This is a genomic window from Streptomyces sp. YIM S03343 (genome assembly GCF_054729195.1).
The window spans coordinates 1,364,507-1,390,128 of record NZ_JBPUKX010000001.1; the positions used below are offsets into that span (position 1 = coordinate 1,364,507).

19 protein-coding genes and 1 pseudogene are annotated in these 25,622 nt (G+C 71.5%); 8 read left to right on the forward strand and 12 right to left on the reverse strand.

All coding sequences use genetic code 11. The features are described 5' to 3' along the window. Positions 1-25: 25 nt before the first annotated feature. Genes ACSYGN_RS06150 through ACSYGN_RS06170 form a run of 5 tightly spaced genes read right to left on the reverse strand, consistent with a single transcriptional unit; the run spans position 26 to position 5,300 of the window. Complete coding sequence (locus tag ACSYGN_RS06150) at positions 26-919, reverse strand: glycosyltransferase family 2 protein (protein WP_460392632.1); 894 nt, start codon at positions 917-919, stop codon at positions 26-28. Then, positions 916-1,695, reverse strand: a complete 780-nt coding sequence (locus ACSYGN_RS06155) for a CDP-alcohol phosphatidyltransferase family protein (protein WP_460392634.1) — start codon at positions 1,693-1,695, stop codon at positions 916-918. The genes ACSYGN_RS06150 and ACSYGN_RS06155 overlap by 4 nt, the downstream gene beginning before the upstream one ends. After that, positions 1,673-2,734, reverse strand: coding sequence for an iron-containing alcohol dehydrogenase family protein (locus ACSYGN_RS06160; RefSeq protein WP_460392636.1), 1,062 nt, complete (start codon positions 2,732-2,734; stop codon positions 1,673-1,675). Before ACSYGN_RS06160 ends, ACSYGN_RS06155 begins: the two co-directional genes overlap by 23 nt. Beyond that, positions 2,722-3,474 carry a phosphocholine cytidylyltransferase family protein gene (locus ACSYGN_RS06165; RefSeq protein ID WP_460392638.1) on the reverse strand — a complete coding sequence of 251 codons (753 nt, stop codon included), beginning with the start codon at positions 3,472-3,474 and terminating at the stop codon, positions 2,722-2,724. Before ACSYGN_RS06165 ends, ACSYGN_RS06160 begins: the two co-directional genes overlap by 13 nt. Then, entirely contained in the window at positions 3,471-5,300 is a 1,830-nt protein-coding gene (locus ACSYGN_RS06170; protein WP_460392640.1) for a DUF5941 domain-containing protein, read from the reverse strand. Before ACSYGN_RS06170 ends, ACSYGN_RS06165 begins: the two co-directional genes overlap by 4 nt. Positions 5,301-5,962: 662 nt before the next feature. Between ACSYGN_RS06170 and ACSYGN_RS06175 the strand changes: the two genes are divergently transcribed. Both ACSYGN_RS06175 and idi read left to right on the forward strand, forming a co-directional pair. Continuing rightward, positions 5,963-6,901, forward strand: a complete 939-nt coding sequence (locus ACSYGN_RS06175; RefSeq protein ID WP_460392642.1) for a cation diffusion facilitator family transporter — start codon at positions 5,963-5,965, stop codon at positions 6,899-6,901. A 172-nt stretch (positions 6,902-7,073) separates the two neighbouring features. Beyond that, positions 7,074-7,667, forward strand: coding sequence for an isopentenyl-diphosphate Delta-isomerase (gene idi, locus ACSYGN_RS06180; RefSeq protein WP_460392644.1), 594 nt, complete (start codon positions 7,074-7,076; stop codon positions 7,665-7,667). Positions 7,668-7,723: 56 nt separating this feature from the next. On the opposite strand, the gene ACSYGN_RS06185 is transcribed toward idi, so the two are convergent. Next, positions 7,724-8,215, reverse strand: a complete 492-nt coding sequence (locus ACSYGN_RS06185) for an ATP-binding protein (RefSeq protein WP_460392646.1) — start codon at positions 8,213-8,215, stop codon at positions 7,724-7,726. 295 nt (positions 8,216-8,510) lie between these two features. On the opposite strand from ACSYGN_RS06185, the gene ACSYGN_RS06190 reads away from it, so the two are divergent. From ACSYGN_RS06190 to ACSYGN_RS06200, 3 genes are all read left to right on the forward strand, one after another. Further along, positions 8,511-9,257 carry an enoyl-CoA hydratase/isomerase family protein gene (locus tag ACSYGN_RS06190; RefSeq protein ID WP_460392648.1) on the forward strand — a complete coding sequence of 249 codons (747 nt, stop codon included), beginning with the start codon at positions 8,511-8,513 and terminating at the stop codon, positions 9,255-9,257. Between the two features lie 49 nt (positions 9,258-9,306). Next, positions 9,307-10,176 carry an SCO6745 family protein gene (locus tag ACSYGN_RS06195; protein WP_460392650.1) on the forward strand — a complete coding sequence of 290 codons (870 nt, stop codon included), beginning with the start codon at positions 9,307-9,309 and terminating at the stop codon, positions 10,174-10,176. Positions 10,177-10,344: 168 nt separating this feature from the next. Next, positions 10,345-12,756 (forward strand): Tex family protein, encoded by a 2,412-nt coding sequence (locus ACSYGN_RS06200; RefSeq protein WP_460392652.1) that lies wholly within the window; start codon positions 10,345-10,347, stop codon positions 12,754-12,756. Between the two features lie 257 nt (positions 12,757-13,013). On the opposite strand, the gene ACSYGN_RS06205 is transcribed toward ACSYGN_RS06200, so the two are convergent. Then, complete coding sequence (locus tag ACSYGN_RS06205) at positions 13,014-14,654, reverse strand: ABC-F family ATP-binding cassette domain-containing protein (RefSeq protein WP_460392654.1); 1,641 nt, start codon at positions 14,652-14,654, stop codon at positions 13,014-13,016. Between the two features lie 99 nt (positions 14,655-14,753). Here ACSYGN_RS06205 and ACSYGN_RS06210 point away from each other — a divergent pair. Then, positions 14,754-15,777 (forward strand): annotated as a pseudogene (locus ACSYGN_RS06210) (FAD-dependent oxidoreductase). 15 nt (positions 15,778-15,792) lie between these two features. On the opposite strand, the gene ACSYGN_RS06215 reads toward ACSYGN_RS06210, so the two are convergent. Continuing rightward, positions 15,793-17,712: a Xaa-Pro dipeptidyl-peptidase gene (locus ACSYGN_RS06215; RefSeq protein WP_460403254.1), complete on the reverse strand. Its 1,920-nt coding sequence runs from the start codon at positions 17,710-17,712 to the stop codon at positions 15,793-15,795. 300 nt (positions 17,713-18,012) lie between these two features. Here ACSYGN_RS06215 and ACSYGN_RS06220 point away from each other — a divergent pair, with 300 nt between their 5' ends. After that, positions 18,013-19,515 carry a M1 family metallopeptidase gene (locus ACSYGN_RS06220; protein WP_460392656.1) on the forward strand — a complete coding sequence of 501 codons (1,503 nt, stop codon included), beginning with the start codon at positions 18,013-18,015 and terminating at the stop codon, positions 19,513-19,515. A 46-nt stretch (positions 19,516-19,561) separates the two neighbouring features. Here the strand turns inward: ACSYGN_RS06220 and ACSYGN_RS06225 are convergent, their stop codons facing one another. Next, positions 19,562-20,485: a PfkB family carbohydrate kinase gene (locus ACSYGN_RS06225; RefSeq protein ID WP_460392658.1), complete on the reverse strand. Its 924-nt coding sequence runs from the start codon at positions 20,483-20,485 to the stop codon at positions 19,562-19,564. Between the two features lies 1 nt (position 20,486). Next, positions 20,487-20,972 (reverse strand): macro domain-containing protein, encoded by a 486-nt coding sequence (locus tag ACSYGN_RS06230; protein ID WP_460392660.1) that lies wholly within the window; start codon positions 20,970-20,972, stop codon positions 20,487-20,489. A gap of 97 nt (positions 20,973-21,069) precedes the next feature. Here ACSYGN_RS06230 and ACSYGN_RS06235 point away from each other — a divergent pair, with 97 nt between their 5' ends. After that, the gene (locus ACSYGN_RS06235) at positions 21,070-21,855 is read left to right on the forward strand and encodes a MerR family transcriptional regulator (protein WP_460392662.1); all 786 of its coding nucleotides are present in this window, start codon (positions 21,070-21,072) and stop codon (positions 21,853-21,855) included. A gap of 14 nt (positions 21,856-21,869) precedes the next feature. Here the strand turns inward: ACSYGN_RS06235 and ACSYGN_RS06240 are convergent, their stop codons facing one another. Together ACSYGN_RS06240 and ACSYGN_RS06245 are read right to left on the reverse strand one after the other, a co-directional pair. Beyond that, positions 21,870-23,210 (reverse strand): glycoside hydrolase domain-containing protein, encoded by a 1,341-nt coding sequence (locus tag ACSYGN_RS06240; RefSeq protein WP_460392664.1) that lies wholly within the window; start codon positions 23,208-23,210, stop codon positions 21,870-21,872. 166 nt (positions 23,211-23,376) lie between these two features. Beyond that, a complete protein-coding gene (locus tag ACSYGN_RS06245; protein WP_460392666.1) occupies positions 23,377-25,578 on the reverse strand; it encodes a 3-hydroxyacyl-CoA dehydrogenase NAD-binding domain-containing protein in 2,202 nt (733 codons plus the stop codon). Positions 25,579-25,622 lie beyond the last annotated feature (44 nt).

The following is a 25,622-nucleotide window of genomic DNA, read 5'->3' on the forward strand; positions in this document are numbered from 1 at the left end:
TCCGGGTGCTCTCAGGTCGAGCTTGTCAGATCACCGGGGGCCGGCCCAGCCGGGTGAGCCGCCAGACCGTACGCCATTTCATGGGCCTGCGGGGCCCGCACGGCGTGCTCCAGCCCTCCCGGAAGCCGCCGAACCACGCCTTCAGCGCCGACCGGGAGGGACGGCGGACCAGGGTGAGCAGCATCCAGACCCCCAGATAGACGGGGACCAGCAGAAGAGGGAGGTTGCGGCGGGCCAGCCAGACGCGGTTGCGGGCCACCATGCGGTGGTAGACCGCGTGCCGCGAGGGGGCGGTGGCGGGGTGGTACAGCACCATGTCGGAGCGGTAGTCGATCATCCAGCCCGCGTCGAGGGCCCGCCATGCCAGATCGGTCTCCTCGTGCGCGTAGAAGAACTCGTCCGGGAGTCCGCCGACCTCGGCGAACACCTTGGTGCGTACGGCGTTGGCGCCGCCGAGGAAGGTGGTGACCCGGGAGGAGCGCATCGGGTCGGCGGCCCTGAGGCGCGGCACATGGCGGCGCTGGGTCACCCCGGTCTCCGGGTCGGCGATACGGAAGCTGATGATGCCGAGTTCGGGGTCGGCGGTGAAGGCCTCCCGGCACAGCTCGGCGGTGTCCTGCCGGGCGAGCAGGCCGTCGTCGTCGAGGAAGAGCAGGACGTCCACATCGAAGCCGTCGTCGCCGCCCGTTCGGAAAGCGTCTATACCGACATTGCGGCCGCCGGGTATGCCGAGGTTCTCGGGCAGCTCGACGGTCCGCACCCCCTCGGGCACGTCGGGCACCGGCGAGCCGTTGCCGACCACCACCGCCTCGACACGGTCCCCGTCCTGCTTGGCGACCGAGTCGAGCAGCGCCCGCAGTTCCTCCGGCCGGTTGCCCATGGTGATGATCACCGCGCCGACCCGCATGGCCGCGCTCACCGCAGCCTGCTCGACGCGAGGACGGACACCAGGTGCAGCACGGTCTGCACCAGGGCGATACCGGCGAGCACCGCGGTGCCGAGCCGGGTGAAGAACAGGTCGCCGCGGACCTGGTCGGCTATCGCCAGCACCACGATCAGCAGGGACGCCTCGATGCCGAGGATCAGCCGGTGGAACTTGAGCGCGGCGGCGGCGCGGCGGGCCAGCGCCACACCGGAGGAGCGCGGCTCGGACGCCGCCTCCTTGACCGGCGGCAGCCCGGCCTGGTGCCGGGCGACCCCGACGAGGTCGGTCTCGGCCTTGACCAGGATCGCGCCGAGCGCGGCCAGGGTGCCGAGGAAGGCCCACAGCCAGTCGATCCGGCCGCCGCCCCACAGGTCGGCGGCCCGCAGCCCGAGTCCGACGAGCACGGCGGCGTCGCACAGATAGGCCCCGACGCGGTCGAGATACACCCCGCCGAGCGAGAACTGCTTCTTCCAGCGGGCGACCTCGCCGTCGACGCAGTCGAGCAGCAGATACATCTGGACCATCAGCACACCGAGGACGGCGCCCGCGACGCCCGGCACCAGCAGGGCCGGTGCGGCGAGGACGCCGAACAGGGTCATCAGATAGGTGAGCTGGTTGGGCGTGACCCTGGTGTTCACCAGACGACGGGTGATCCGCAGGGACACCTCGCGCATATAGAGGCGTCCCGCCCAGTGCTCACCGCTGCGCCGGTCCTTCACCCCGGCGGGGTGGACGACCGGTCGGAGTTCAGCTACCGATGGCCTTGACATAGTCGGCGTAGGTGTCCTTGATCTGTTCGGTCTTGAGGTCGAGGTGTTCGAGGATCGTGTAGCGGCCGGGCCGGGTCTCCGGGGCGAACTCCACGACCCGGACGAACTCGTCCGCCGTGAAGCCGATCTCCTCCGGCAGCACCGGAAGCCCGTGGCGGCGCAGCACCTCGGCCATGAACGCGGACTCCTCGTGGGCGCCGCGCAGATACATGGCGAAGGCGGCACCGAGCCCGCACTGCTCGCCGTGGCTGGCGGCGCGCCGGGGGTACAGCAGGTCGAAGGCGTGGTTGATCTCGTGGCAGGAGCCGGAGGCGGGCCGGGAGTCACCGGAGATCGACATGGCGATACCGGTGAGGACCAGCGCCTCGGCGAGCACCTGGAGGAAGCCGTTGTCGCCGACACCGCCGGGATGCCGCAGCACCGCTTCGCCGGCCTGCCGGGCCATGGCGGCCGCCAGACCGTCGATCTTCTCGCCCTTGACGCGATGGGCGAGCTCCCAGTCGGCGATCGCGTTGATGTTGGAGATCGCGTCGCCGATCCCGGCGCGTACGAAGCGGACGGGGGCGTCGCGGATGACGTCCAGGTCGACGACGGCCGCGATCGGGTTGGGCACGCCGTAGGAGCCGCGGCCCGCGTCGTTGTCGAGGGTGGCGACCGGGGAGCACAGTCCGTCGTGCGCGAGGTTCGTCGGTACGGCGACCAGGGGCAGGCCCACGCGCGCCGCGGCGAACTTGGCGCAGTCGATGATCTTGCCGCCGCCGAGGCCGACGACCGCGTCGTAGTGCCCCGCCTTTATCTGACCGGCCAGCCGCACCGCGTCGTCGAGGGTGCCGCCCCCCACCTCGTACCAGCTGGCGCCGGGCAGGGTGGGAGCGATCCGCTCCCGCAGCCGGGCACCCGACCCGCCGCTGACGGCGACGGCGAGGCGCCCGGACTGCGAGATGCGCTCGTCGGCGAGCACGCACGCCAGATCGTCGAGGGCACCCGGGCGGATGTCGACGACCAGCGGGGACGGAATGAGCCGGGTCAGTACTGGCACGCGATCTCCCGACCGCGGGCGAGATCGTCATGGTTGTCGATCTCCACCCACTGGACGTCGCCGATGGGCGCCACGTCGATCCGGAAACCGCGGTCGACGAGTTCCTGGTAGCCGTGCTCGTAGAACTGCTGCGGGTCGGTCTTCCACACGGCCTTGAGCGCGTCGGCCAGCTCGGGGGCGGCGTCGCCCTCGATGAGGGTGACGCCGATGTACTCGCCGGTGGCCTCGGCCGGGTCCATCAGCTTGGTGATCTTCCGCATGCCGCGCTCGGGGTCGACGACGACCTTCATCTCCTCGTCGGCGAGCGTCTTGACGGTGTCGAGCGCGAGGATGATCTTCTTGCCGTCGCCCCGCGCGGCCAGCAGCGTCTTCTCGACGGAGACGGGGTGGACGGTGTCGCCGTTGGCGAGGATCACACCGTCCTTGAGGGCGTCACGGCCGCACCACAGGGAGTAGGCGTTGTTCCACTCCTCGGCCTTGTCGTTGTCGATGAGGGTGAGGGACAGCCCGTACTTGGCCTCCAGCGCGGTCTTGCGCGCGTAGACGGCCTCCTTGCGGTAGCCGACGATGACCGCGACCTCGGTGAGCCCGATCTCGGCGAAGTTGCCGAGCGTCAGGTCCAGGACCGTGGGCTCGCCCTCTATGCCCGCGGGCCCCACCGGCACCAGCGCCTTCGGCAGCGTGTCGGTGTAGGGGCGCAGGCGCCGTCCGGCGCCTGCCGCCAGCACGAGGCCGATCATGCGGTGTCTCCTTCGTCGTGTACGGCGGGCGCCCCTGCGGACACCCAGAACCGGATGCTCTCGGCGAGCACCACCAGGGCGACGGCCACGGCCAGCGCCGTGAGCGCGACCGTGAACCCATGGCCGGTGAGCAGTGCGGCGAGGACGGTGACGAGCAGCGTCCGCCCCTCCTGCCCCCCGATGGCGCGCACCAGCCCGGCCGGGGGCGCTCCGGCGTTGCCGCGGATGCGGTACACCGTGTCGTAGTGATGGTAGGCGACGGCGGCCACCAGCCCGAAAGCCGCCGGAAGGGCTCCGTTCACATCGGCGTGGGCCGCAAGTACCAGGACGGTGAGGTACTCGGCGGCGCGGAACAGCGGCGGAACCAGCCAGTCCAGAGAGCCCTTCAGCGGCCGCACGAGGGCCTGCCCGGAGGCCACGACATAGACGAGGGCACCGATCACGGGCGCCCAGGACGTCCCGGTCGCGAGGGTGGCGCCGAGGACGACGACACCGGCGGCGGCTGTCACCACGGGGCTGAGGGAGCGCAGCCTGGCGGTGCGGCGGGCGACAAGTCCGGCCAGCGGGCCGTTGTCGGCGAGGTCGGCGAGGGCGCCGGCGGCCCGGTCGGTGCGCTGCGCCTTGCGGGTCACCGAGCGCAGCACCCGGCCCGCGGTGGTGTAGGTGGCGGCGAGAGCACAGCCGACGAGCAGGGCGTAGAAGGTGATACGGGGAGTGGTGAGGGCGGTGAGAACGGCGATCATGGCCCAGCGCTCGCCGATCGGCAGCACGATCATCCGGCGCACCCACACCGTCCAGCCGACGCTGTCCAGTTTGTCGGAGAGCGCGGCGGTCGGGCTGGTGTTGGCGGTCGCGTCGTGGTTGGCCTCGTTGAACGAGAAGTCGACCACGTGCCGGCAGATCTGGAGCACCATCGCGCCGAGCGCGAGGGCCCAGACGTCATCACCGCCGCGGGCCGCGCCGAGCGCGAGCCCCGCGTAGTAGGCGTACTCCTTGGCCCGGTCGAAGGTGGCGTCCAGCCAGGCGCCCAGCGTCGAGTACTTCAGGGCGTAGCGGGCGAGCTGGCCGTCGGTGCAGTCCAGTACGAAGGACGCGATCAGCAGCACACCGGCCGCGACGAACCCCAGTCGGGTGCCGGTGGCCGCGCAGCCCGCCGCGATCAGCGCGGTGAGCAGGGAGGCGGTGGTGACCTGGTTGGGGGTCAGACCGCGCCGTGCGCACCAGCGGGCGATGTAGCGGGAGTAGGGGCTGATGAAGAAGGTGGTGAAGAACCCGTCACGGGACTTCACGGCCGACTTCAGGCGTACGGCCTCGTCGTCGACGGCGTCCACGGCCTGCCGGGCCTCGTTGCGGGACTGCGGGTCGGAGGGTACGGCGGCGACCAGACTGCCGAGCTCGGGCCGGTGCAGGGCGGCGCCGTCGGCGTCCAGTGCGGCGGAGAGACGGTCGGCGAGGCTGTCGGCCGCGGTGGCGGTGGCGAGCGGGGCGGCCGCCGTCGGGCTGTCCGTCGTCGCGCCCGGGGTGGCGACGGCCTCACGGACCAGCGCCCGGGTGAGCGCCGCCCGCGCCGCCGGACGGGCGGTCACCGCGCCGGTGACCGCGGCGAGGTCGAAACGGGGGTCGGTCAGACCGAGGCGCAGTGCGTGCGGGTGGCCCACGAAACGGGCGTCCACTATCGCCACGCGCTGGTCGGCGGGGACCCCGGCGAGCAGGGCCTCGGCGGCGGAGGCGTCGGAGGCGACCTGGACGTCGAAGCCGAGTGCCCGCAGATCACCTTCGATCGACGATCCGGGGACCGGTTGACCGGTGAGGATTGCGGTCGACAACCGAACTCACTCCCTGGTGCCGACGCGTCCGCGCCGGCGGTGTGCTGATAGGGGGGCGCCCCATACGTGCGGCACCCGGGGCGGCATGACGGCTGAGGTTAGCGGATGGTGAGAAGCCTGCGTTCACCGCCCGTTCACGGATCGCTCAGCGAAAACCGGGCCGACCGTTGCCGCGATCATCATCGGTGATCCCCCGCCTGCGCTCCAAACTGCGGGCCCGATCAGACATAGATGACATACCGCATGGAGCAGGACAGGTCCGCCCCTTCAACCCACCGGTCGGCCCCTTCACCCCACCCCGCCACACCCAACGGCGTCACGTATCCCAAGGGCGAGGGCCCACCCACGTGCACTGTCCCTACGCGCCGACCGCGAGGGAGCCGTAGGGGCGCGCCGGTGTCGAGACGCCGAGCGCGCGGAGGCACGAAGTGCTGAGCACGGTCGGCGTCTCGACACCGGCACAAAGCGCCCCGGAGGCGACCGAGCCAAAAAACGCGCACGCCAGCCGTAATACAGAAACGCCATCTGAACAACGCCACCCAAAACCCCTGGTCACAGCACATGACAACGGTCTTCAGTACCGCGTTGCCCCATACCCCCCGCCCGTAGTTCACTGGCACCGCAGACAAGGCATGAGGCCGATCAGAGGAGGGCGGAGTCACATGGGCGCCGGACACGACCACGCGCACGGGCACGGCCATGCCGGCCCCGCCACCGCCGGTGCCGCGCACCGCGGCAAACTGCGGATCGCGCTCGGGATCACGCTCACCGTGATGGTGGTGGAGGTGATCGGCGGGCTGCTCGCCGATTCGCTGGCCCTGATCGCGGACTCCGCGCACATGGCGACGGACGCGGTCGGCCTGGCCATGGCGCTGCTGGCGATCCATTTCGCGAACCGCCCGCCCAGCGAGACCCGCACCTTCGGCTATGCCCGCGCGGAGATCCTGGCGGCGCTCGCCAACGCCCTCCTGCTGCTGGGCGTGGGCGGCTATGTACTGTACGAAGCCATCGAGCGGTTCGTCACACCGGCGGACACGGCGGGCGGGCTGACGATCGCGTTCGGTCTGTTCGGTCTGGTGGCGAACATGATCTCGCTCACGGTGCTGATGCGGGGCCAGGCGGAGAGTCTGAATGTGCGGGGCGCGTTCCTGGAGGTGGCCGCGGACGCGCTCGGCTCGGTGGCGGTGCTGATCTCGGCGACCGTGATCCTCACCACGGGGTGGCAGGCGGCCGACCCGATCGCGTCGATCTTCATCGGGGTGCTGGTCGTACCCCGCACGCTGAAGCTGCTGCGCGAGACGCTGGACGTGCTGCTGGAGGCGGCGCCCAAGGACGTGGACATGGCGGAAGTACGGGCCCACATCCTGGCGCTCGACGGGGTGGAGGACGTGCACGACCTGCACGCGTGGACGATCACCTCGGGTCTGCCGGTGCTGTCCGCGCATGTGGTGGTGACGTCGGACGTGCTGACCACCATCGGCCACGAGAAGATGCTGCACGAGCTCCAGGAGTGCCTCGGCGGCCACTTCGATGTGGAGCACTGCACCTTCCAGCTGGAGCCGGGCGGCCACGCGGAGCACGAGGCACGGCTCTGCCACTGACCTGCCCACGCCCGCACTCACCCCCGGCGGGACCTCGCCGGGACCTCGCCGGGACGCGCGTCCTCATGTCCGACGGTTCCCCGCCCGCCGAGCCGGGAACGATCATCAAAGTGCCAGGGGTGCCGGGTTCGTACGGCAGACTTGGCCATGAGGACCGATGCGAAGGATGGGTATGCCGATCACACCTGCCACTACGACGCACAGTTCGTCGAGCGGTACCGCAGACGCGATTTTGCTGGAACTGGTCGACGAGAGCGGCGTGACGATCGGCACCGCGGAGAAGCTCGACGCCCACCAGCCACCCGGGCAACTGCACCGGGCCTTCTCGGTCTTCCTCTTCGACGAGCACGGCCGGCTGCTGCTCCAGCAGCGGGCACTGGGCAAGTACCACTCCCCCGGGGTGTGGTCCAACACCTGCTGCGGTCACCCGTACCCGGGTGAGGCGCCCTTCGCGGCGGCGGCCCGGCGGACGTACGAGGAGCTGGGCGTGTCCCCGGCGTTGCTGGCGGAGGCGGGCACGGTCCGCTACAACCACCCGGACCCGGACTCGGGTCTGGTGGAGCAGGAGTACAACCATCTGTTCGTCGGCCTGGTGCAGGCCCCGCTGCGGCCGGACCCGGAGGAGGTCGGCGCGACGGCGTTCGTGACCCCTGACGAGCTGGCGGAGCGGCATGCGAAGGACACCTTCTCGGCGTGGTTCCTCACCGTCCTCGACGCCGCGCGTCCGGCGGTCCGCGAGCTGACGGGTCCCGCCGCAGGCTGGTGAGCGCCCACCGGCACCAGCGGCACCACTACCGGCACCCCTCCGCCCGGCACGCGATGTCATGTCACCGGTGACGGTCTGAGCGGCAGCGCGACCCAGATCACCTTGCCGCCGGCCGCGGTGTGCTCGACGTCGCACACCCCTCCCGCCTCCAGGGTGATCTCTCTCACCAGCAGCAGCCCCCGGCCGCCGGTCTCGCTGTGGGCGGCCTCCAGGGCAGTGGGCCGGTAGGGGTGGTTGTCCTCCACGGACACCCGCACCCACTCCGCGCCGACCGCGACCTCCACGGCGAGCATCGGCGACAGCAGCGCCGCGTGCTTGACCGCGTTGGTGACCAGCTCGGAGACGATCAGGAGCAGGCCCTGGGCCAGTTCGTCGGAGACGGGGACGCCCTGTCGGACGAGCAGGTCCCGTACGGCGTGCCGGGCCTGCGGGACCGAGACATCGACGGCGGGGGCGGTGAACCGCCACACTCCTTCGTACGGCAGTGGACTCGGCGGCTCGGAGTTCTCCATCGGCCGGTCGCCGCCCTTGCGCTCGATTGTCACCACGCATCGAGTGTGGAGACGGCCCCCTCGGCTCCCGAGGGCTGAACAGAAGTCAGCAGATATCGAGCGGTTCTGATCGTCGGCGTGCGGCAACGTCGCTCAACGGATCACATCTGCGCCGCCGGTGCCGGTTTCGGGAACTCTTCGGTTTGTACGGCAGCACGAACGGCTGCCACCGGCCGTGCAACGGCGCTCGTACAACGACGCTGGTACGACATCGCCCGTACGACCGGGTGCGTACGACCGGGTGCGTACGCGCGTACGGCCGGGTGCGCACGCGCCGGATACCATCCGGCACATGGAGCCCCAGCTGCTGCACGGGGTGGCCGACTCGGTCGCCACCGTCGTCATCGAGCATCCGGTCAAGCGCAACGCCATGACGGCCGCGATGTGGCGCTCGCTGCCGCCGCTGCTCGACTCGCTCGCCGCCGACCCCGCCGTACGGGTGCTGGTCCTCACCGGGGCGGGCGGCACGTTCTGCACCGGGGCCGACATCTCCACGCTCCAGGGCTCCCCGGAGGAGGCGCAGCGGCTCGCCGTGGCGGCCGAGGACGCGCTGGCCGCGTTCCCCAAACCGACGCTGGCGGCGATCCGGGGGCACTGTGTGGGCGGCGGCGCCCAGTTGGCGGCGGCCTGCGATCTGCGGTTCGCGGAGGAGGGCGCGGTGTTCGGGGTGACACCGGCCAAGCTCGGGATCGTGTACCCGTCGTCCTCGACCCGGCGCCTGACCGCGCTGGTGGGCCCGGCGACCACCAAGTACCTGCTTTTCTCCGGCGAGTTGATCGACGCCGGGCGGGCGCTGCGCACCGGTCTGGTCGACGAGGTGCTGGCCGAGGGCGAACTCGACAAGCGAGTGGCGGAGTTCACCCGGATCCTGGTGTCCCGTTCGCAGCTGACCCAGGCGGCGGCCAAGGAGTTCACGGACGGCCGTACGGACCGCGACGCGCACTGGGCCGAGCAGGCACGGTCCGCCGCCGCCGACACCGCGGAGGGTGTGGCGGCCTTCCTGGAGCGCAGGCAGGCGCGTTTCTCCTGGACCCCCTGAACCCGGCCCCCCTGAACGGGTTCACCGACCCGTCGGTAACGTTTTGGGCATGACCACCGTCATCCTCGGACCACGCGCCGGACGCCATTGTCACAACGTGCTCAATTCGCTGCACGCAACGCACTACTTCGCGCCCGAGCTGGGGCGGGAACTGGCAGCTCTCGGCATCACGCATCCACGTGCCGTCAACTTCGCGGTGCGCTCGGCCGCGCTGGGACCGGTCGGGGCCGGGACGGTGGCGGCGGCGTTCTACAACTACAGCTATGCGCTCGTCGCAAGGCATGTGCCCGCGCTATGGGAGACGGCGGCCCCCGGCGCCGTGCTGGCCGCCCGCGCGCGTGCCGTCGACGCGTCGCTGCGGCGGCTGCTGGGCGCGGACGCGGCGGAGTCGGCCGAGATGGCGGAGGCCGCGCGGCTCGCCCTGCGGGCCGCCGAGGCGTGCTCCCGCAGCGGCCGCCCACTGTACGCCGCCCACGCCGACCTCCCCGTGCCCGAGAAGCCGCATGTGGCGTACTGGCATGCGGCGACCCTGCTGCGCGAGCACCGCGGCGACGGGCACATCGCGGTGCTGATGTCGGCGGAGCTCGACGGTCTCGAGGCGGTGGTGACCCACACCGCGACCGGCAAGGGCATGACACCGAAGTGGGTGCGTGACACGCGCGGCTGGCGCCATGAGGACTGGGAGGCTGCTGTCCTACGGCTGCAGAAGCGCGGCCTGCTGGACGCCGAGGGCGAGCTGACCGAGCGGGGCGGGCTGCTGCGCACCCACATCGAGGCGGAGACGGACCGGCTGGACCGGGCACCGTACGAGCACCTCGGCGCCGAGGGCGTGGCCCGGCTGACCGAACTGGGCACCGGCTTCGCCCGCGCGGCCCTGACGGCGGGCGCCTTCCCCGCCGACCTGGTCGGAAAGCGGTGACCCGGGGCCTGCCGGACCGCTCGCGGCACCGCGCCCGGCGGCGTCCTGATCCGCGTCCCGATCCGCGTCCTGATCCGCCCCTGATCCGCGCCCTGATCCACGGTTGTCAGTGTCACCTGCCACAATTGCCGCGCAACCCGTAGTGGAGAAGGCAGGCGGTACCGGATCGTGACGACACCCGGGTCCCTCGCAGCAGGGTCCATCGAAGGCAGGATCGCCGAGGAGCTCGGCGTACGGGAGCGGCAGGTGAGAGCCGCGGTGGAGCTGCTCGACGGCGGTTCGACGGTGCCCTTCATCGCCCGCTACCGCAAGGAAGCGACCGAGATGCTCGACGACGCGCAGCTGCGCACGCTTGAGGAGAGACTGCGCTATCTGCGGGAGCTGGAGGAGCGGCGGACGGCGATCCTCGACTCGGTCCGGGAGCAGGGCAAGCTCACCCCGGAACTGGAGGCACAGATCCGGGGCGCCGAGACCAAGGCGCGTCTGGAGGACGTCTATCTGCCCTACAAGCCCAAGCGGCGGACCAAGGCGCAGATCGCGCGCGAGGCGGGCCTGGAGCCCCTCGCCGACGGACTGCTCGGCGACCCGGCCGTGGTGCCGCTCGCCGCTGCCGCCGCCTTCGTCGACGCCGGCAAGGGCGTCGCCGATCCGCAGGCCGCCCTGGACGGCGCGCGGGCGATCCTCACCGAGCGGTTCTCGGAGGACGCCGACCTGATCGGCGAACTGCGCGAGCGCATGTGGGTGCGCGGACGGATGGCGGCCAAGGTGCGCGACGGCAAGGAGGAGGCGGGCGCGAAGTTCGCGGACTACTTCGACTTCGCCGAGCCGTTCACCGAGCTGCCCTCGCACCGCATCCTGGCGATGCTGCGCGGTGAGAAGGAGGAGGTCCTCGACCTCGTCCTGGAGCCAGAGGCGCCCGCCGGGTCCGACGAGTCCGTCGGGTCCGCCGCGGCGATGTCGTCGTACGAGCCGATCGTGGCCGCCCGCTTCGGGATCGCCGACCGCGGACGGCCCGCCGACAAGTGGCTCCAGGACACGGTCCGCTGGGCCTGGCGCACCCGCATCCTGGTGCACCTCGGCATCGACCTGCGCCTGCGGCTGCGTACGGCCGCCGAGGACGAGGCGGTCGGCGTGTTCGCGGCGAACCTGCGCGACCTGCTGCTCGCCGCCCCGGCGGGCACGCGCTCGACGCTGGGCCTGGACCCCGGTTTCCGTACGGGTGTGAAGGTCGCCGTGGTCGACGCCACCGGCAAGGTCGTCGCGACCGACGTGATCTACCCGCACGTCCCGGCGAACAAGTGGGACGAGGCGCTCGCCAAGCTGGCCCGGCTGGCCGCGCAGCACTCGGTCGAGCTGATCGCGATCGGCAACGGCACGGCGTCCCGCGAGACCGACAAGCTCGCGGGCGAGTTGATCACCAAGCACCCGGAGCTGAAGCTCACCAAGGTGATGGTGTCGGAGGCGGGCGCTTCGGTGTACTCGGCGTCGCAGTACGCCTCCCAGGAGCTGCCCGGCATGGACGTGTCGCTGCGCGGCGCGGTCTCCATCGCCCGGCGGCTCCAGGACCCGCTGGCCGAGCTGGTGAAGATCGACCCCAAGTCGATCGGCGTCGGCCAGTACCAGCACGACCTGTCCGAGATGAAGCTGTCGCGCTCCCTGGACGCGGTGGTGGAGGACTGTGTGAACGGCGTCGGCGTCGACGTCAACACGGCGTCCGTGCCGCTGCTCTCGCGGGTGTCCGGCATCTCCTCCGGTCTCGCCGAGAACATCGTGGCGCACCGTGACACCAACGGCCCGTTCACCTCGCGCGGCGAGCTGAAGAAGGTGGCGCGGCTCGGCCCGAAGGCGTACGAGCAGTGCGCGGGCTTCCTGCGCATCCGCGGCGGCGACGACCCGCTGGACGCGTCGAGTGTGCACCCCGAGTCGTACCCGGTGGTCCGGCGCATGGTGAAGAACTCGGGGCAGGAGGTGGCGGCCCTCATCGGCAACACGTCGGTGCTGCGGTCGCTGAAGCCGGGCGACTTCGTGGACGACACGTTCGGTCTGCCGACCGTCTCCGACATCCTCAGGGAACTGGAGAAGCCCGGCCGCGACCCGCGTCCCGCGTTCAAGACGGCCACCTTCAAGGAGGGCGTCGAGAAGCTCTCCGACCTCTCCTCCGGGATGGTCCTGGAGGGCGTGGTCACCAATGTGGCGGCCTTCGGCGCCTTCGTGGACATCGGCGTCCACCAGGACGGGCTGGTCCATGTCTCCGCGATGTCGAAGACGTTCGTCAAGGACCCGCGGGATGTCGTGAAGCCGGGCGACATCGTGAAGGTGAAGGTCCTGGACGTGGACATCCCGAGAAAGCGGGTCTCGCTGACGCTGCGCCTGGACGACGAGGCGGCACCCGCCGGCGGGCGTCAGCAGCGGGGTGCCGGGCAGCAGCGGGGGGCGGGCGGCCAGCCGCAGCGGGGTGGCCGACCTCAGCAGCGTGGCCAGGGCGGGGGACGCCAGGCCCCGCCTCCCCCGGCCAACAGCGCCATGGCCGACGCGCTGCGCCGTGCCGGCCTGCTCAACCCTAAGAACGGGCGCGGCTGAGTTTCGTCTGCGGGCGCGTGGGGGCTGGTCGCGCAGTTCCCCGCGCCCCTAGGGGGCTGGCCAGCCGCCAGTTGACAAGTTCCCCGTGCCTTGACCGGCCTCAGCATCGGTGACGCAGCCCGGACCTGGAGTACCTGACCATGGCACTCCAGGTCCGGCAGTTCCCTAGGGGCGCGGGGCTCTATCGATATGCGGCTCCGCCGCGTGGGCGCGACCAGCCCCCACGCCGCCGCAGCCAGGCGAATACCTGACAGCCCTCAGCTCTCGCTGACAGTCCCGTCAGACACCTGAAGCCGCCTCCCCACGCGGACAGCGTCAAGCATCCGCCGGTCATGCGTGACCAACAGCAACGTGCCCTCGTACGCGTCGAGCGCAGACTCCAACTGCTCGATGGCCGGCAGATCGAGATGATTCGTAGGCTCGTCGAGAACGAGCAGATTCACGCCTCGCCCTTGGAGCAACGCGAGCGCGGAACGGGTCCGTTCGCCCGGCGACAGCGTGTCCGCGGGCCGCAGCACATGGTCCGACTTGAGCCCGAACTTGGCGAGCAGCGTCCGTACCTCGACCGGCTCGGTGTCCGGGACCGCGGAGCGGAACGCGTCCAGCAGGGTCTGCGGCCCGTGGAACAGCTTGCGGGCCTGGTCGACCTCGCCGACCAGGACACCGGAGCCGAGCGCGGCGTGCCCGGCGGCCAGCGGGACACAGCCGAGAAGGGCGCCGAGCAGCGTGGACTTGCCCGCACCGTTGGCGCCGGTCACGGCGATCCGGTCGGCCCAGTCGATCTGGAGGGACACCGGCCCGAGGGTGAAGCCGCCGCGCCGTACCTCGGCGTCGCGCAGGGTTGCCACCACCGCTCCGGAGCGCGGCGCGGAGGCGATCTCCATCCGCAGGTCCCACTCCTTGCGGGGTTCCTCGACGGTCTCCAGCCGCTCGATCATGCGCTGTGTCTGGCGGGCCTTGGCGGCCTGCTTCTCGCTGGCCTCGCTGCGGAACTTGCGGCCGATCTTGTCGTTGTCGTTGCTCGCCTTGCGGCGTGCGTTCTTGACGCCCTTGTCCATCCAGGAGCGCTGCATCTGGGCGCGGTCCTGGAGGGCGGCGCGCTTGTCGGCGTACTCCTCGTAGTCGTCGCGGGCGTGCCGTCGGGCGGTGGCGCGCTCCTCCAGGTAGGCGTCGTAGCCGCCGCCGTAGAGGTTGATCTGCCGCTGGGCGAGGTCGAGTTCGAGGACCTTGGTGACGGTGCGGGTGAGGAACTCGCGGTCGTGGCTGACGACCACGGTGCCCGCGCGCAGTCCGGTCACAAAGCGTTCGAGGCGTTCCAGGCCGTCGAGGTCGAGGTCGTTGGTGGGCTCGTCGAGGAGGAAGACGTCGTAGCGGGAGAGCAGCAGGGAGGCGAGTCCGGCGCGGGCGGCCTGGCCGCCGGAGAGGGAGGTCATCGGCTGGTCCAGGCCGACGGCCAGTCCGAGGCCGTCGGCGATCTCCTCGGCGCGTTCGTCGAGGTCGGCGCCGCCGAGGCCGAGCCAGCGTTCGAGGCTCGTGGCGTAGGCGTCGTCGGCGCCGGGGGCGCCCTCGACCAGGGCCTGGGTGGCGGCGTCCATGGCACGCTGCGCGGCGGTGACGCCGGTGCGGCGGGCCAGGAACTCCCGTACGGTCTCGCCGGGGCGGCGGTCCGGCTCCTGCGGGAGGTGTCCGACGGTGGCGGCCGGCGGGGAGAGCCTGAGCTCGCCCTGTTCGGGGCGGGCCAGCCCGGCCAGCATCCGCAGCAGCGTGGACTTGCCCGCGCCGTTGGCGCCGACCAGGCCGATCACATCGCCGGGCGCGACGACGAGGTCGAGCCCGGAGAACAGGGCGCGGTCGCCGTGTCCGGCGGCGAGGTTCTTGGCGACGAGGGTGGCGGTCATCAGGCGACGATCCTAATGGCCCCGCCGCCTGACTCATGGCCTCGCCCCGACGGCCTTGCCCCGCGGCCACGGCGGCACCCGGTCCGCTACCGTCCCCGCATGGCCGGTGGAGCGAGCGGTGACGTGGTGGTGGTCGGCAGCGGGGTGGCCGGGCTGACGACGGCCCTCGTACTGGCGGAGCGCGGGCTGCGGGTGCGGGTGTGGACGCGGGAGCCCGCCGAGGAGACCACCTCTGCGGTCGCGGGCGCGCTGTGGTGGCCGTACCGGATCCGGCCGATCGGCCGGGCACGGGCATGGGCACTGCGTTCCCTGGAGGTGTACGAGGAACTGGCCGCCCGGCCCGCGGAGACCGGCGTACGGATGGTCGAGGGCGTACTGGGTGAGGTGGAGCTGGACGAGAAGCTGGCGTGGCTGTCGGCGCGGCTGCCGGGACTGCGGGCGGCCACGCCCGGCGAGTACGGCGGCACGGGGGTCCGGGCCCGGCTGCCACTGATCGACATGCCGGTGCAACTGGCCTGGTTGCGGGGCCGGTTGATCGCGGCGGGCGGCACGGTCGAGGACCGTACGGTGGCGAGCCCGGCGGAGGGCTTCGCGGCAGCGCCGGTCGTGGTCAACTGCACGGGGCTCGGCGCCCGTGAGCTGGTGCCGGATCCGGCCGTGCGGCCGGTGCGGGGACAGCTGGTCGTGGTGGAGAACCCGGGCATCGACACCTGGCTGGTGTCCACCGGTGCGGACGGCGAGATGGCGTACCTGTTCCCGCAGCCCGGCAGGCTGCTGCTGGGCGGCACGGCGGACGAGGACGCGTGGTCGCTGACGCCGGATCCGGCGGTGGCCGGGGCGATCGTAGGGCGGTGCGCGGCGCTAGGGCCTGTCGTCACATTCCCGTCGTCCGCCCGAAGGGCGGGCCCGGCGGCGTCAGGCCCTACGGCCGGAGATCGCCGGGGCGCGGGTGCTGGGGCACCGGGTGGGGCTGCGGCCGGTCCGGGACACGGTCCGGCTGGAGCGTGAACTCCTGCCGGGCGGCGGGGTGTTGGTGCACAACTACGGGCACGGCGGGGCAGGCGTCACGGTGGCGTGGGGGTGCGCTCAGGAGGCGGCGGATCTCGTGACCGCCGCCTCCTGAGCGAGGTTCAGACGGTCATCGGTCAGTGCCCGGCACCCGCTGGGCGGTCGACGGTGACCGTACGCCGTCCAGGTCGCCCGTCCCGGCCGCGCCCCACGCCGACCCGGCCGTGGCCCGGTCGAACGCCGCCGCACCCCCGACAAGGGGGACGCGGGCCGAGGTGCGGGCCAGGTCGAGAGTGAACGTCGGCTTGTCGGCCGGGGGGTCGATGAGGTTGCGGTCCGTGCCCGCGACGATCAGCGCCAGCCGGTGGCCCTTGGGCACGACATGATCGGTGGCCGCGAGGTCGAGGGTGATGGTGTAGGCCTTGCCCGGGGTGAGCGGGACGCCCTTGCCGGAGGCGTAGTTGCCGAGGTCGGCCCAGCCGCGGCTGACGACGGTGTAGTCGACGGCCTTGGTCTTCGCCCGGGTGGTGAGGAAGCAGGCGCTGTCCCCGGTGGTGCTCGCTCCCCAGCAGGTGCGGTCGGTGAGGGTGGTGATGCCCTCGGCGTCGTCGGCGTAGTCCCGGATCGTGTCGGGGCCGAGATCCAAGAGGACGGCGGAGAGATGGGCCGTGGGCGTGGTCGGAGTCGCGGTGACGGTGACCTTCGAGGAGCCGGACACGCGCAGATCCCGGGTGAGGGGGCCGGTGAGGAAGCCCGCCTTGGCGGGGGTGGCGGTGAGGAGTTGGGCGGCCCAGTCGGTCTCGCCGAGCGCGGGGTCGTCGGTGAAGGTCTCGGTGCCGCGGCCGGGGGTGCGGCCGAGGGTGCCGACGCCGGGACGGGCGCCCTGGGCCGGGCGCAGGGTGGTGGTACTGGTGGTGGTCGGCGGCCAGACCGTCGAGGTGGCCCACTGGTCCGGGTGGCGTTCGATGTCGGCCATGGGCTCGCGGTCGATGCCGTTGTCGTAGCCGAGGAGTTCGTGGTCGAACCAGCGGTGCAGGGTGTCGACCCAGGCGGAGCGCCGGTAGTCGAAGGGGTCGACATGGCCGGTCTGGGAGAGCCAGATCTTGCGCTCGACGCCGTTCTTCGCGAGGGCGTCCCACCACTGGCCGAAGTGCTTGGTGCGGACGTTGAGGTCCTGCATCCCGTGGACCAGGAAAACGCTGGCCCTGACCTTGGCGGCGTCCTTCACATAGTCGCGTTCGGTCCACAGCGGGGTCCAGTCGCCGGTGCGCGGGGCGCCGTCGACGAGCTTCTGCTGGACGGCGGCGCAGTGGGCGCGGGCGTCCGGGCTCTCGACGGCGTCGGACAGCCAGTCGGGGCCGGAGTCGTAGAGCGGGGCGCCCTTGGCGAAGTAGTAGTCGTACCAGGAGGAGATGGCGCTGATCGGGACGATGGTCTTCAGGCCCTTGACGCCGGTGGCGGCGACACCGTTGGCGATGGTGCCGTCCCAGCTCTTGCCGATCATGCCGGTTCTGCCGTTGGTCCAGGTCGCCTTGGCCGTGGTGGTGCCGGTGCGGCTGGTGTAGCCCTTGGCGCGGCCGTTCAGCCAGTCGACGACGGCCTTCGCGGACCGGATGTCGGAGCGGCCGCCGATGTCGACGCAGCCGTCGGAGCGGTTGGTGCCGGCGAGGTCGACGCCGACGAACGCGTAGCCGCGGGGCACGAAGTAGTTGTCGTAGAAGAGCGGCATCCGGACGACATGGCCGTTCGCGTCGTACGTCTTGAGCTGGCTCTCGTTGCCGCGTCCGCAGCAGGAGTAGTAGGGGCTGGCGTCCATGATCACGGGGATCTTGCGGCCCTGCCGGGCGGGTTCGCGGGGCCGGACGATGTCGGCGGCGACGCGGTCGGTCTTCCCGTCGCCGTCGCCGTCGAGCCCGGTGTCGACCCATACGGCCTCGCGGACGGCGTCGGCGTAGGAGTAGACCGGGCGGCTCTCGCTGGGAGTGCGCGTCTCGTACGTCTCGCGCGTTGCGGCGTGGGCGGTCACGGCCGGGGTGAGGAAAGCGGCCATGAGGACGGCGGCGACCGCCGTCACCAGTGGTCTCCAGCCTCGGCGCCAGGGCCGGCTCCGGCTTCGGCTCCCGTTCCCGGTCCGGCCTGTGAAGCGCATGTGAATCGGCATGGCGGGGACGGTACAGGGGTCAACTCCCGTGCAGAAGAGGGCAACCGGTGAGTCGCGTGGCCCGGCACCCATGTCGGCCGAATGGCGATCGTGTGACAGGGGCGGCCATGGACACCTGTGCGGCCGCCGGGACTCAATAGGCTCCGGAAAGTCCTGACAGACCTCGCGTCTCTACGACTTGGAGTTCTCGTGCACCGCAGAATCTTCGCGCCGGGAGCACTCGCGGCGGCCTCCCTGTTGCTGGCGGTCCCGGCCTCGGCCGCAGGCTACGCCCCCGGCGCACCGGGCATCGGCGACGCCTACTACCCGTACTACGGCAACGGCGGTTACGACGTCTCGCACTACGATCTCCGGCTGAAGTACCAGCCCGCGACGGACGAGCTGGAGGGCACGGCCACGATCCTGGCGACCACCACGCAGGATCTGTCCAGCTTCGACCTGGACTTCCTGCTGGGCGTCTCCGAGGTGCGGGTCAACGGCACCACGGCCTCCTTCACCACCTCCGGCCAGCACGAACTGGTCGTCACCCCCAAGGCGCCGCTCGCCAAGGGCACGTCGGTCACGGTCGTGGTCCGCTACAGCGGGGTGCCGTCCACGAAGAGCGCGTACGGCTTCACCACCTGGCACCGCACCCCGGACGGCGCGATCGCGGCCGACGAGCCCGAGGCGGCCTGGTGGTGGTTCCCGAGCAACGACCACCCCAGCGACAAGGCCACCTACGACGTGTCGGTCGCCGTGCCCGACGGCACCCAGGCGATCTCCAACGGCACACTCCAGTCGACGAGTTCGAGACTCGGCTGGACCCGCTGGAACTGGCGCGAGAACAAGCCGCAGGCCACCTATCTGGCCACTCTCGCGCTCGGGAAGTTCGACATCACGACCGGGACATCGGAGGGTGGCGTCCCGCTCGTCAACGCGTACAGCAAGGACCTCGGCGACAACGACGGCGCGGCGCGGGCGAGCGTCGAGCGGACCGGGGAACTGGTCGACTGGCTGAGCGGCTATTTCGGCCCCTATCCGTTCAGCAGCGCCGGGGGCTACGTCCCCAACACCACCACCGGGTTCGCCCTGGAGACGCAGACCCGGGTGTACTACAGCCCTCGGCAGTTCGCGAACGGCTCCAACGCCTCCGTGGTGGTGCACGAGCTGGCCCACCAGTGGTACGGGGACAGCGTGTCGCTGAAGGGCTGGAAGGACATCTGGATCAACGAGGGCTTCGCGCGTTACGCGCAGTGGCTGTGGTCCGAGCACGAGGACGAGGGCACCGCTCAGGAACTCGCCGACTACGTCTACGCCTCGCACCCGGCCGACGACGCCTTCTGGACCGTGAAGCCCGGTGACCCCGGTCCCGACGCCCAGTTCGACATCGCCGTGTACGACCGGGGCGCCCTCGCCGTCCAGGCGCTGCGCAACGAGATCGGCGACGACGCCTTCTTCGCCGTGCTGAAGGGCTGGCCGCGCGAACACGCCTACGGCAACGCGTCCGTGGCCGACTTCCAGGCGTACGCCGAGCGGGTGTCGGGGCGGTCGCTGGGGGCGCTGTTCGACACCTGGCTGTTCCAGCCGTCGAAGCCGGCGGCGGGGGCGGCCGTTCCGGGGTCGGTCCGGTCGGTGAAGGGCGCGAAGGCCGTCGTACAGCCGAAGTCGTGGAAGGCGATCGAGGCGACGAACGACGTGCACGCGGGCCGCTGACCGAAGCGGGGTGGGAGGGGGCCGGGCGGGGCTGCTCCGGGCCGCCTCAGTTGCTCGCGCTGGCCTCCGCCGCGACGGCGGCCCGTGCGAGCAGCTCCGCCCGGCCTATCGCCTCCGTCTCCGTCGCGGGCACCGTGCAGGCGTGCGCTCCTGCCACCGCGCCGTACAGGGCGCAGCGGGCGGGCGGTTCGCCGTTCAGCCAGCCCTGGAGGAAGGCCGCCGCGAAGGCGTCGCCCGCGCCGTTGGAGTCCACGACCGGCGCGGGGGGCGTCACCGCCGGGACGCGGGTCAGCTCCCGGTCTGCGAGCAGATACGCGCCCTCCGCGCCAGCGGTGGCGACGACCACCTCGGCACGGCCGCGCCCGGCGATACGACGCATCGTCGCCTCCGGGTCCGTGAGGGCGGCTGCGGAGAGGAACACGACGTCCGCCGCGTAGGCGTAGGGCTCGTGGTAGGGGTTGGTTCCGTCCCAGTCGTGCAGGTCGGTGGAGAGGGTGGCGCCGGACTCCCGCAGCACGGGGAGTGCCTCGTCGGAGGGCTGGGTGATGGTCACGTGGACATGGCGGCTCGCCCCGGCCAGGGCGCGGACCGTCGGCTCCGGGAAGCGGTCGCCGGGGCGGGAGCGGCTGGTGTCGTAGAGCGACAGCCGCCGCCCGTCGGGGCCGACGAGGTTGACGGCCCGTTTGGTCCCGGCGGGCTGCGGGATCGCGGTGAGGCCGATGCCGTGCCTCCGGTGCAGTGCACGCACGAGGTCCCCCTCGGGGTCGTCGCCGAGCAGATCGAGATGGTGCACCCGCAGTCCGAGGGCGGCGAGCCCCACGGACACGAAGTCCCCGGTCTGCCCGGCACGGGTGACCACACCGGAGTCGATCATGTAACTGTCGGCGTAGGGCAACGGCAGCTCGGGAACACGCACGACGGTGTCCACTCCGGCGCCGCCGATGACCAGTACGTCGATCTCCCGGCCCACTTCAGGTCCCCTCTCCGTGGTCGTACACCGTCACCGCGATCCCGCGCCGCACCAGCCGCTCGGTGATCAGCGGCTCGACGCGCGGCCATGTCCCGCCCGCCAGCCCGCACCCTATGCGGGGCATGTGCACGGACGCACCCAGCGCGATCACCTCGTCGGCCAGTGCCGCCAGCGCCGTGTCGATCGCCTCGTACCGCACGGGCACCCCCTTGCTGCCGGTCCGGGTCCCCCGCTGCCCGATCATGTTGGCCACCCATACGTACTTCTCGACCTGCACCAGCCGGACGGCACCGAGCCCGAAGTCGTTCTGCGCGCGGGCGCGGTACCACGCGCGGTAGTCCGCTTCCGGGGCGGACCAGCGCCGTGAGAGGGCGAGCACGAAGCCCTTGCCCCAGCCCCCGCTGTCGTTGCAGACATGCGCTATCACCTTGACGCCCTTCACCGCGGGCGCGGTGGCGTCACCCCGGACATATGCGATCCCCGACATGACGCCACCGTAGGTGACACCACTGACAATGGGTCTGGCCTGCCATTTCACCGGCCCGGGGTGTCACAGCACAGGTGTGACAGCGATACTGCTGCACATGACGACCGACACCGGGGACCAGACGGGGCAGCGGGCCGGGGAGCGGGGTGACGAGCAGGGTGAGGGCGGCAGCTTCACCATCGACGAGCTGGCCGCCCGTGCAGGGGTCACCGTGCGTACCGTCCGGTTCTACGGGACCAAGGGGCTGCTGCCGCCGCCGGAGATCGGTCCGCGCCGGGTGGGGCACTACGGCATGCTGCATCTGGGCCGTCTCGCGCTGATCGAGGAGCTCCAGCATCAGGGGATGACGCTGGCCGCCATCGAGCGGTATCTGCGCCAGCTGCCGCCCGGGCTCAGCGCGCGCGACCTGGCGATCCACCGGGCGGTGGTGGCGTCCTGGGCGCCGGACACCGTGGACACGGTGAGCCGGGTGGAACTGGAGCAGCGCGCGGGGCGGGCGCTGGACGAGGCCGATCTGGAGCGGCTCGCCGCCATGGGCATGCTCACGGCGGAGGGCGAGTCGTTCCGGGTGGACTCGGGGCTGCTGCGGCTCGGCGTCCGGCTGCTCGACATGCCGCTGTCCCACGAGTCGATCCTCGCCGCCCGCACCGTCCTTCTGGAGCACTCCCGCGCGGCGGCGCACGAACTGTCGCGGCTGCTGCGCGACGAGGTCGCCCAACGCGACGCCCGGGACGTCAAGTCGCTGTCCGCGGACATGCAACCCCTCGTCGTGCAGGCTCTGCTGACGACGTTCCAGCGCTCCCTCAGGGAGGAGCTGCGGGAGTGGCTCAGCGAGTCGCAGAACGAGGGGTCGCCCGGGCGCGGGCAGGACGAACACCGGTAGGGCGGGGCCGCGGTTCAGCAGCGCGGTACCGGTTTGCTGTAGGTGGTGTTGCTCGGGGTCGCCACATAGTAGTCGGTGACGTAGCGGCCGCTCTCCAGACGGTCCCAGACCTTGGTGGTGCCCACCGTCGTCCCGGCCTTCTGGCATGTCACCCACGCCAGCGAGCCGTTGGGGAGGCTGCCGGCGGAGGCGTAGCTGCCGCCGGGGCCGGTCCGCTGGGTGAGGCCGGAGGTCGCGGAGGTCTGGTAGGGGTAGGTGCAGCGGGGCAGCGGGGTGCTGTAGCCCGTGGTGGACGGGGTGTCGACGTAGTGGTCGGAGACGTAGGCGCCGTTGCTGAGCTTGTCCCAGACCGTGGTGGTGCCGACCTTCGAGCCCGCGGTCTGGCAGACCACGCTCAGGGTCGCGCCGGGCGCGTAGGTCGCGGTGACCGGGTAGGTGGTCGACGGGCCGGTGCGGGCGTTGAGCGGGGTGGGGCTGGTCGCCTTGTACGGGTAGGCAACGGTGGCCACCGGTGCGTCGAGGCGGTCGTTGTCGATGTTGACGGTGACGCCGCCGTAGGTCTCGTCGTGGCTGCCGAGGTACTGCTTGGCGCGCTGGTGGACGGACCATTTGGCGTCGGAGATCCCGCTCCAGCCGGTCAGGGTGCCGGTGCCGTCGTAGCGGGCGATCCAGAGGGCGTCGGGGCGGGCGTACGACGTCGATGTGTAGACACCGGCGAGCTGCCCGGCGCCGAGGCTGAGGTTCATGTAGAGGCCGGACACATAGCCGACGCGGTGGAGTTCCTTGGTCCAGGCCGAGGCGTAGTTCAGCACGGCGGTGCGGCACGTGGTGTCGGTCTGGGGGTAGTTCTCGATGTCGTTGTAGAGGGCGCTGCCGGGCAGCATCCCGAGGGCCTTGGCGGCCTTGACGGCCTCCTGGGCCGCGGCGGTGCCCTGGGAGCGGGCGGTCGCCGGGGTCGTACTGATCTTGTCGTCGGTCGGGCGGGCTCCGCACGGGGGCTGGAGACCCTTGTGGACGGGCAGCAGACGCCATGTCAGCTTCGACACGGAGGCCACCCAGCCCGGTGTCAGCTCGGGCTGGGTGCAGGTGCGGTTGACGCCGGAGATGTACACGCCCAGGGCGCGGTACGGCGAGGCGTTCCACGCCTGGATCGTGGACAGCGGCGGCGCGGTGCAGGCGTCGAAGGCGAGTCCGCTGTAGCGGGTGGCGGTGGCGCTCGACGGGTAACCGGCCGGGGTGGCGGGTTCGGCGGCGGCGGGCGGGGCGACGGCCAGGGCGGCGGCACCGCCCAGGACGCACGCGCTGGACGCGGCGAGCAGTCTTCTCAGTCTCGGCAGGGAGCGCGGATGGGACATGACGACCCCCCTGAGTCGTTCTCTTGACCTGGTGTCAGAGTCACCGTAGGGGCCTTGGTGCGAAAGGCACCGGTAGGCCCGGCCGACGGTCCGTACGGACCGGCAACCGTCACTCCTACGGACGAGAACGGCTCAGGGGATGGTTCCGGGTTCGGGTCCCCCGGTGTCAGCGGGCGTCCGTGAAGGTCTCTCCCCTCTCTGCCTTCGTCACCAGCAGCGCCGGCGGTTCGAAGCGTTCGCCGTAGCGTTCGGCGAGTTGGCGGGCGCGGGCGACGAACGCCGGGAGGCCACGGCCGTCCTCGCCCTCGTAGCCGTTGATGTACTGGAGGACTCCGCCCGTCCAGCCGGGGAAACCGATGCCCAGCAGGGAGCCGATGTTGGCGTCGGCGACCGAGGTGAGGACGCCCTCCTCCAGGAGTCTGACCGTGTCGAGGGCCTCCGCGAACAGCATGCGCTCCTGCATGTCGCGGAACGGGATCTCACGGCCCGGCTCGGTGAAGTGCTCGCGCAGGCCCGGCCACAGCCCGCCGCGCCTGCCGCGCCCGCCGTCCTCGGCATACTCGTAGAAGCCCGCGCCGCCGCTGCGGCCGGTGCGGCCGAACTCGTCGATCATGCGGTCGAGGACGGTCTCGGCGGGGTGCACGGTCCAGGTGCCGCCCGCCTCCTCGACGGCGCGCCGTGTCTCGCTGCGGATCCTGCGGGGCAGGGTGAGGGTCAGCTCGTCCACCAGGGAGAGCACCTTGGCCGGGTAACCGGCCTGCGCGGCCGCCTGTTCGACGGAGGCGGGCTCGATGCCCTCGCCGACCATGTCGACGCCCTCGTTGATCAAGTGGCCGATCACCCGTGAGGTGAAGAAGCCGCGCGAGTCGTTGACGACGATCGGGGTCTTGCCGATCTGCCGGACCAGGTCGAAGGCGCGGGCCAGCGCCTCTTCTCCGGTGCGTTCGCCCTTGATGATCTCGACGAGGGGCATCTTGTCGACCGGGGAGAAGAAGTGCAGTCCGATGAAGTCGGTCTGGCGCTCGACGCCTTCGGCGAGGGCGGTGATGGGGAGGGTGGAGGTGTTGGAGCACAGCAGCGCGTCGGGGTCGACGATGTGCTGGATCTCCTGGAACACCTTGTGCTTGAGCGCGGGCTCCTCGAAGACGGCCTCGATGACGGCGTCGCAGCCCGCGAGGTCCTGCGGGTCGGCGGTGGGGGTGATGCGCGCGAGCAGCGCGTCGGCCTTCCCCTGGGTGGTACGGCCCCGGGTCACGGCCTTGGCGCACAGCGTCTCGGAGTAGCCCTTGCCCTTGGCGGCGGCCTCGTCGGACACGTCCCTGAGGACGACGTCGATGCCCGCGCGGGCGCACGCGTAGGCGATGCCGGCGCCCATCATTCCGGCACCGAGGACGGCGACCTTGCGGACCGTGCGGGGTGCGATGTCCCTGGGGCGGTTGGCGCCGGAGTTGACGGCCTGGAGGTCGAAGAAGAACGCCTGGATCATGTTCTTCGCCGTCTGCCCGGTCGCCAGCGCCGTGAAGTGCCGCGCCTCGATGATCTGCGCGGTCTCGAAGTCGACCTGGGCGCCCTCGACGGCGGCGGCGAGAATGGCCTCCGGGGCGGGATAGGGCGCGCCGCCGGTCTGCTTGCGCAGAGTGGCAGGGAAGGCGGGCAGGTTGGCGGCGAACTTGGGGTCGTCGGGGGTGCCGCCGGGGATGCGGTGGCCGGGCCGGTCCCAGGGCTGCTGCGACTCGGGGTGGGCGTCGACGAACGCGCGCGCCTTGGCGAGCAGGTCCTCCGGGCTGTCGGCCACCTCGTCGACCAGGCCGTTCTCCAGGGCGCGGCGGGCGCTGTACTGGGTGCCCTGGAGGAGAACTTTGAGGAGGGCGTCGGCGATGCCCAGCATCCTGACGGTGCGTGCGACGCCACCGCCGCCGGGCAGCAGGCCGAGGGTGACCTCGGGGCAGCCGACCTTGGTGCCGGGCGCGTCGAGGGCGACCCGGTGGTGGCAGGCGAGGGCGATCTCGTATCCGCCGCCCAGGGCCGCGCCGCCCAGGGCGGCCACCACGGGCTTGCCGAGGGTCTCGATACGGCGCAGGTCCTTTTTGACGGCCATGCTGGCGTCGAAGGCGTGCTGGGCGGTCTCGGGTGTGACCTGGATCAGGTCACGCAGGTCGCCGCCCGCGAAGAAGGTCTTCTTGGCGGAGGTGAAGATGACGCCCCGGATGCCGTCTTTCTCGGCCTCCAGGCGGTCGGCGACCGCGGCAAGAGAGTCGCGGAAGGCCTGGTTCATGGTGTTGGCGGACTGGTCCGGGTCGTCGAGGACGAGGGTGACGACGCCGGTGTCGTCCTGCTCCCAGCGGATGGTGGTGCTCTCGGTCGTCATGGCAGGTGTTCTCGTCTCCGTTGAGGAAGTCGGAAGTCTGTTGT

Bases quoted from the DNA above. Each gene is read 5' to 3' on its own strand.
- ACSYGN_RS06155 (WP_460392634.1), bottom strand. From the start codon at position 1,695: ATGTCAAGGCCATCGGTAGCTGAACTCCGACCGGTCGTCCACCCCGCC.
- ACSYGN_RS06165 (WP_460392638.1), bottom strand. From the start codon at position 3,474: ATGATCGGCCTCGTGCTGGCGGCAGGCGCCGGACGGCGCCTGCGCCCC.
- ACSYGN_RS06175 (WP_460392642.1), top strand. From the start codon at position 5,963: ATGGGCGCCGGACACGACCACGCGCACGGGCACGGCCATGCCGGCCCC.
- idi (WP_460392644.1), top strand. From the start codon at position 7,074: ATGCCGATCACACCTGCCACTACGACGCACAGTTCGTCGAGCGGTACC.
- ACSYGN_RS06190 (WP_460392648.1), top strand. From the start codon at position 8,511: ATGGAGCCCCAGCTGCTGCACGGGGTGGCCGACTCGGTCGCCACCGTC.
- ACSYGN_RS06195 (WP_460392650.1), top strand. From the start codon at position 9,307: ATGACCACCGTCATCCTCGGACCACGCGCCGGACGCCATTGTCACAAC.
- ACSYGN_RS06205 (WP_460392654.1), bottom strand. From the start codon at position 14,654: ATGACCGCCACCCTCGTCGCCAAGAACCTCGCCGCCGGACACGGCGAC.
- ACSYGN_RS06215 (WP_460403254.1), bottom strand. From the start codon at position 17,712: ATGGCCGCTTTCCTCACCCCGGCCGTGACCGCCCACGCCGCAACGCGC.
- ACSYGN_RS06230 (WP_460392660.1), bottom strand. From the start codon at position 20,972: ATGTCGGGGATCGCATATGTCCGGGGTGACGCCACCGCGCCCGCGGTG.
- ACSYGN_RS06235 (WP_460392662.1), top strand. From the start codon at position 21,070: ATGACGACCGACACCGGGGACCAGACGGGGCAGCGGGCCGGGGAGCGG.
- ACSYGN_RS06240 (WP_460392664.1), bottom strand. From the start codon at position 23,210: ATGTCCCATCCGCGCTCCCTGCCGAGACTGAGAAGACTGCTCGCCGCG.
- ACSYGN_RS06245 (WP_460392666.1), bottom strand. From the start codon at position 25,578: ATGACGACCGAGAGCACCACCATCCGCTGGGAGCAGGACGACACCGGC.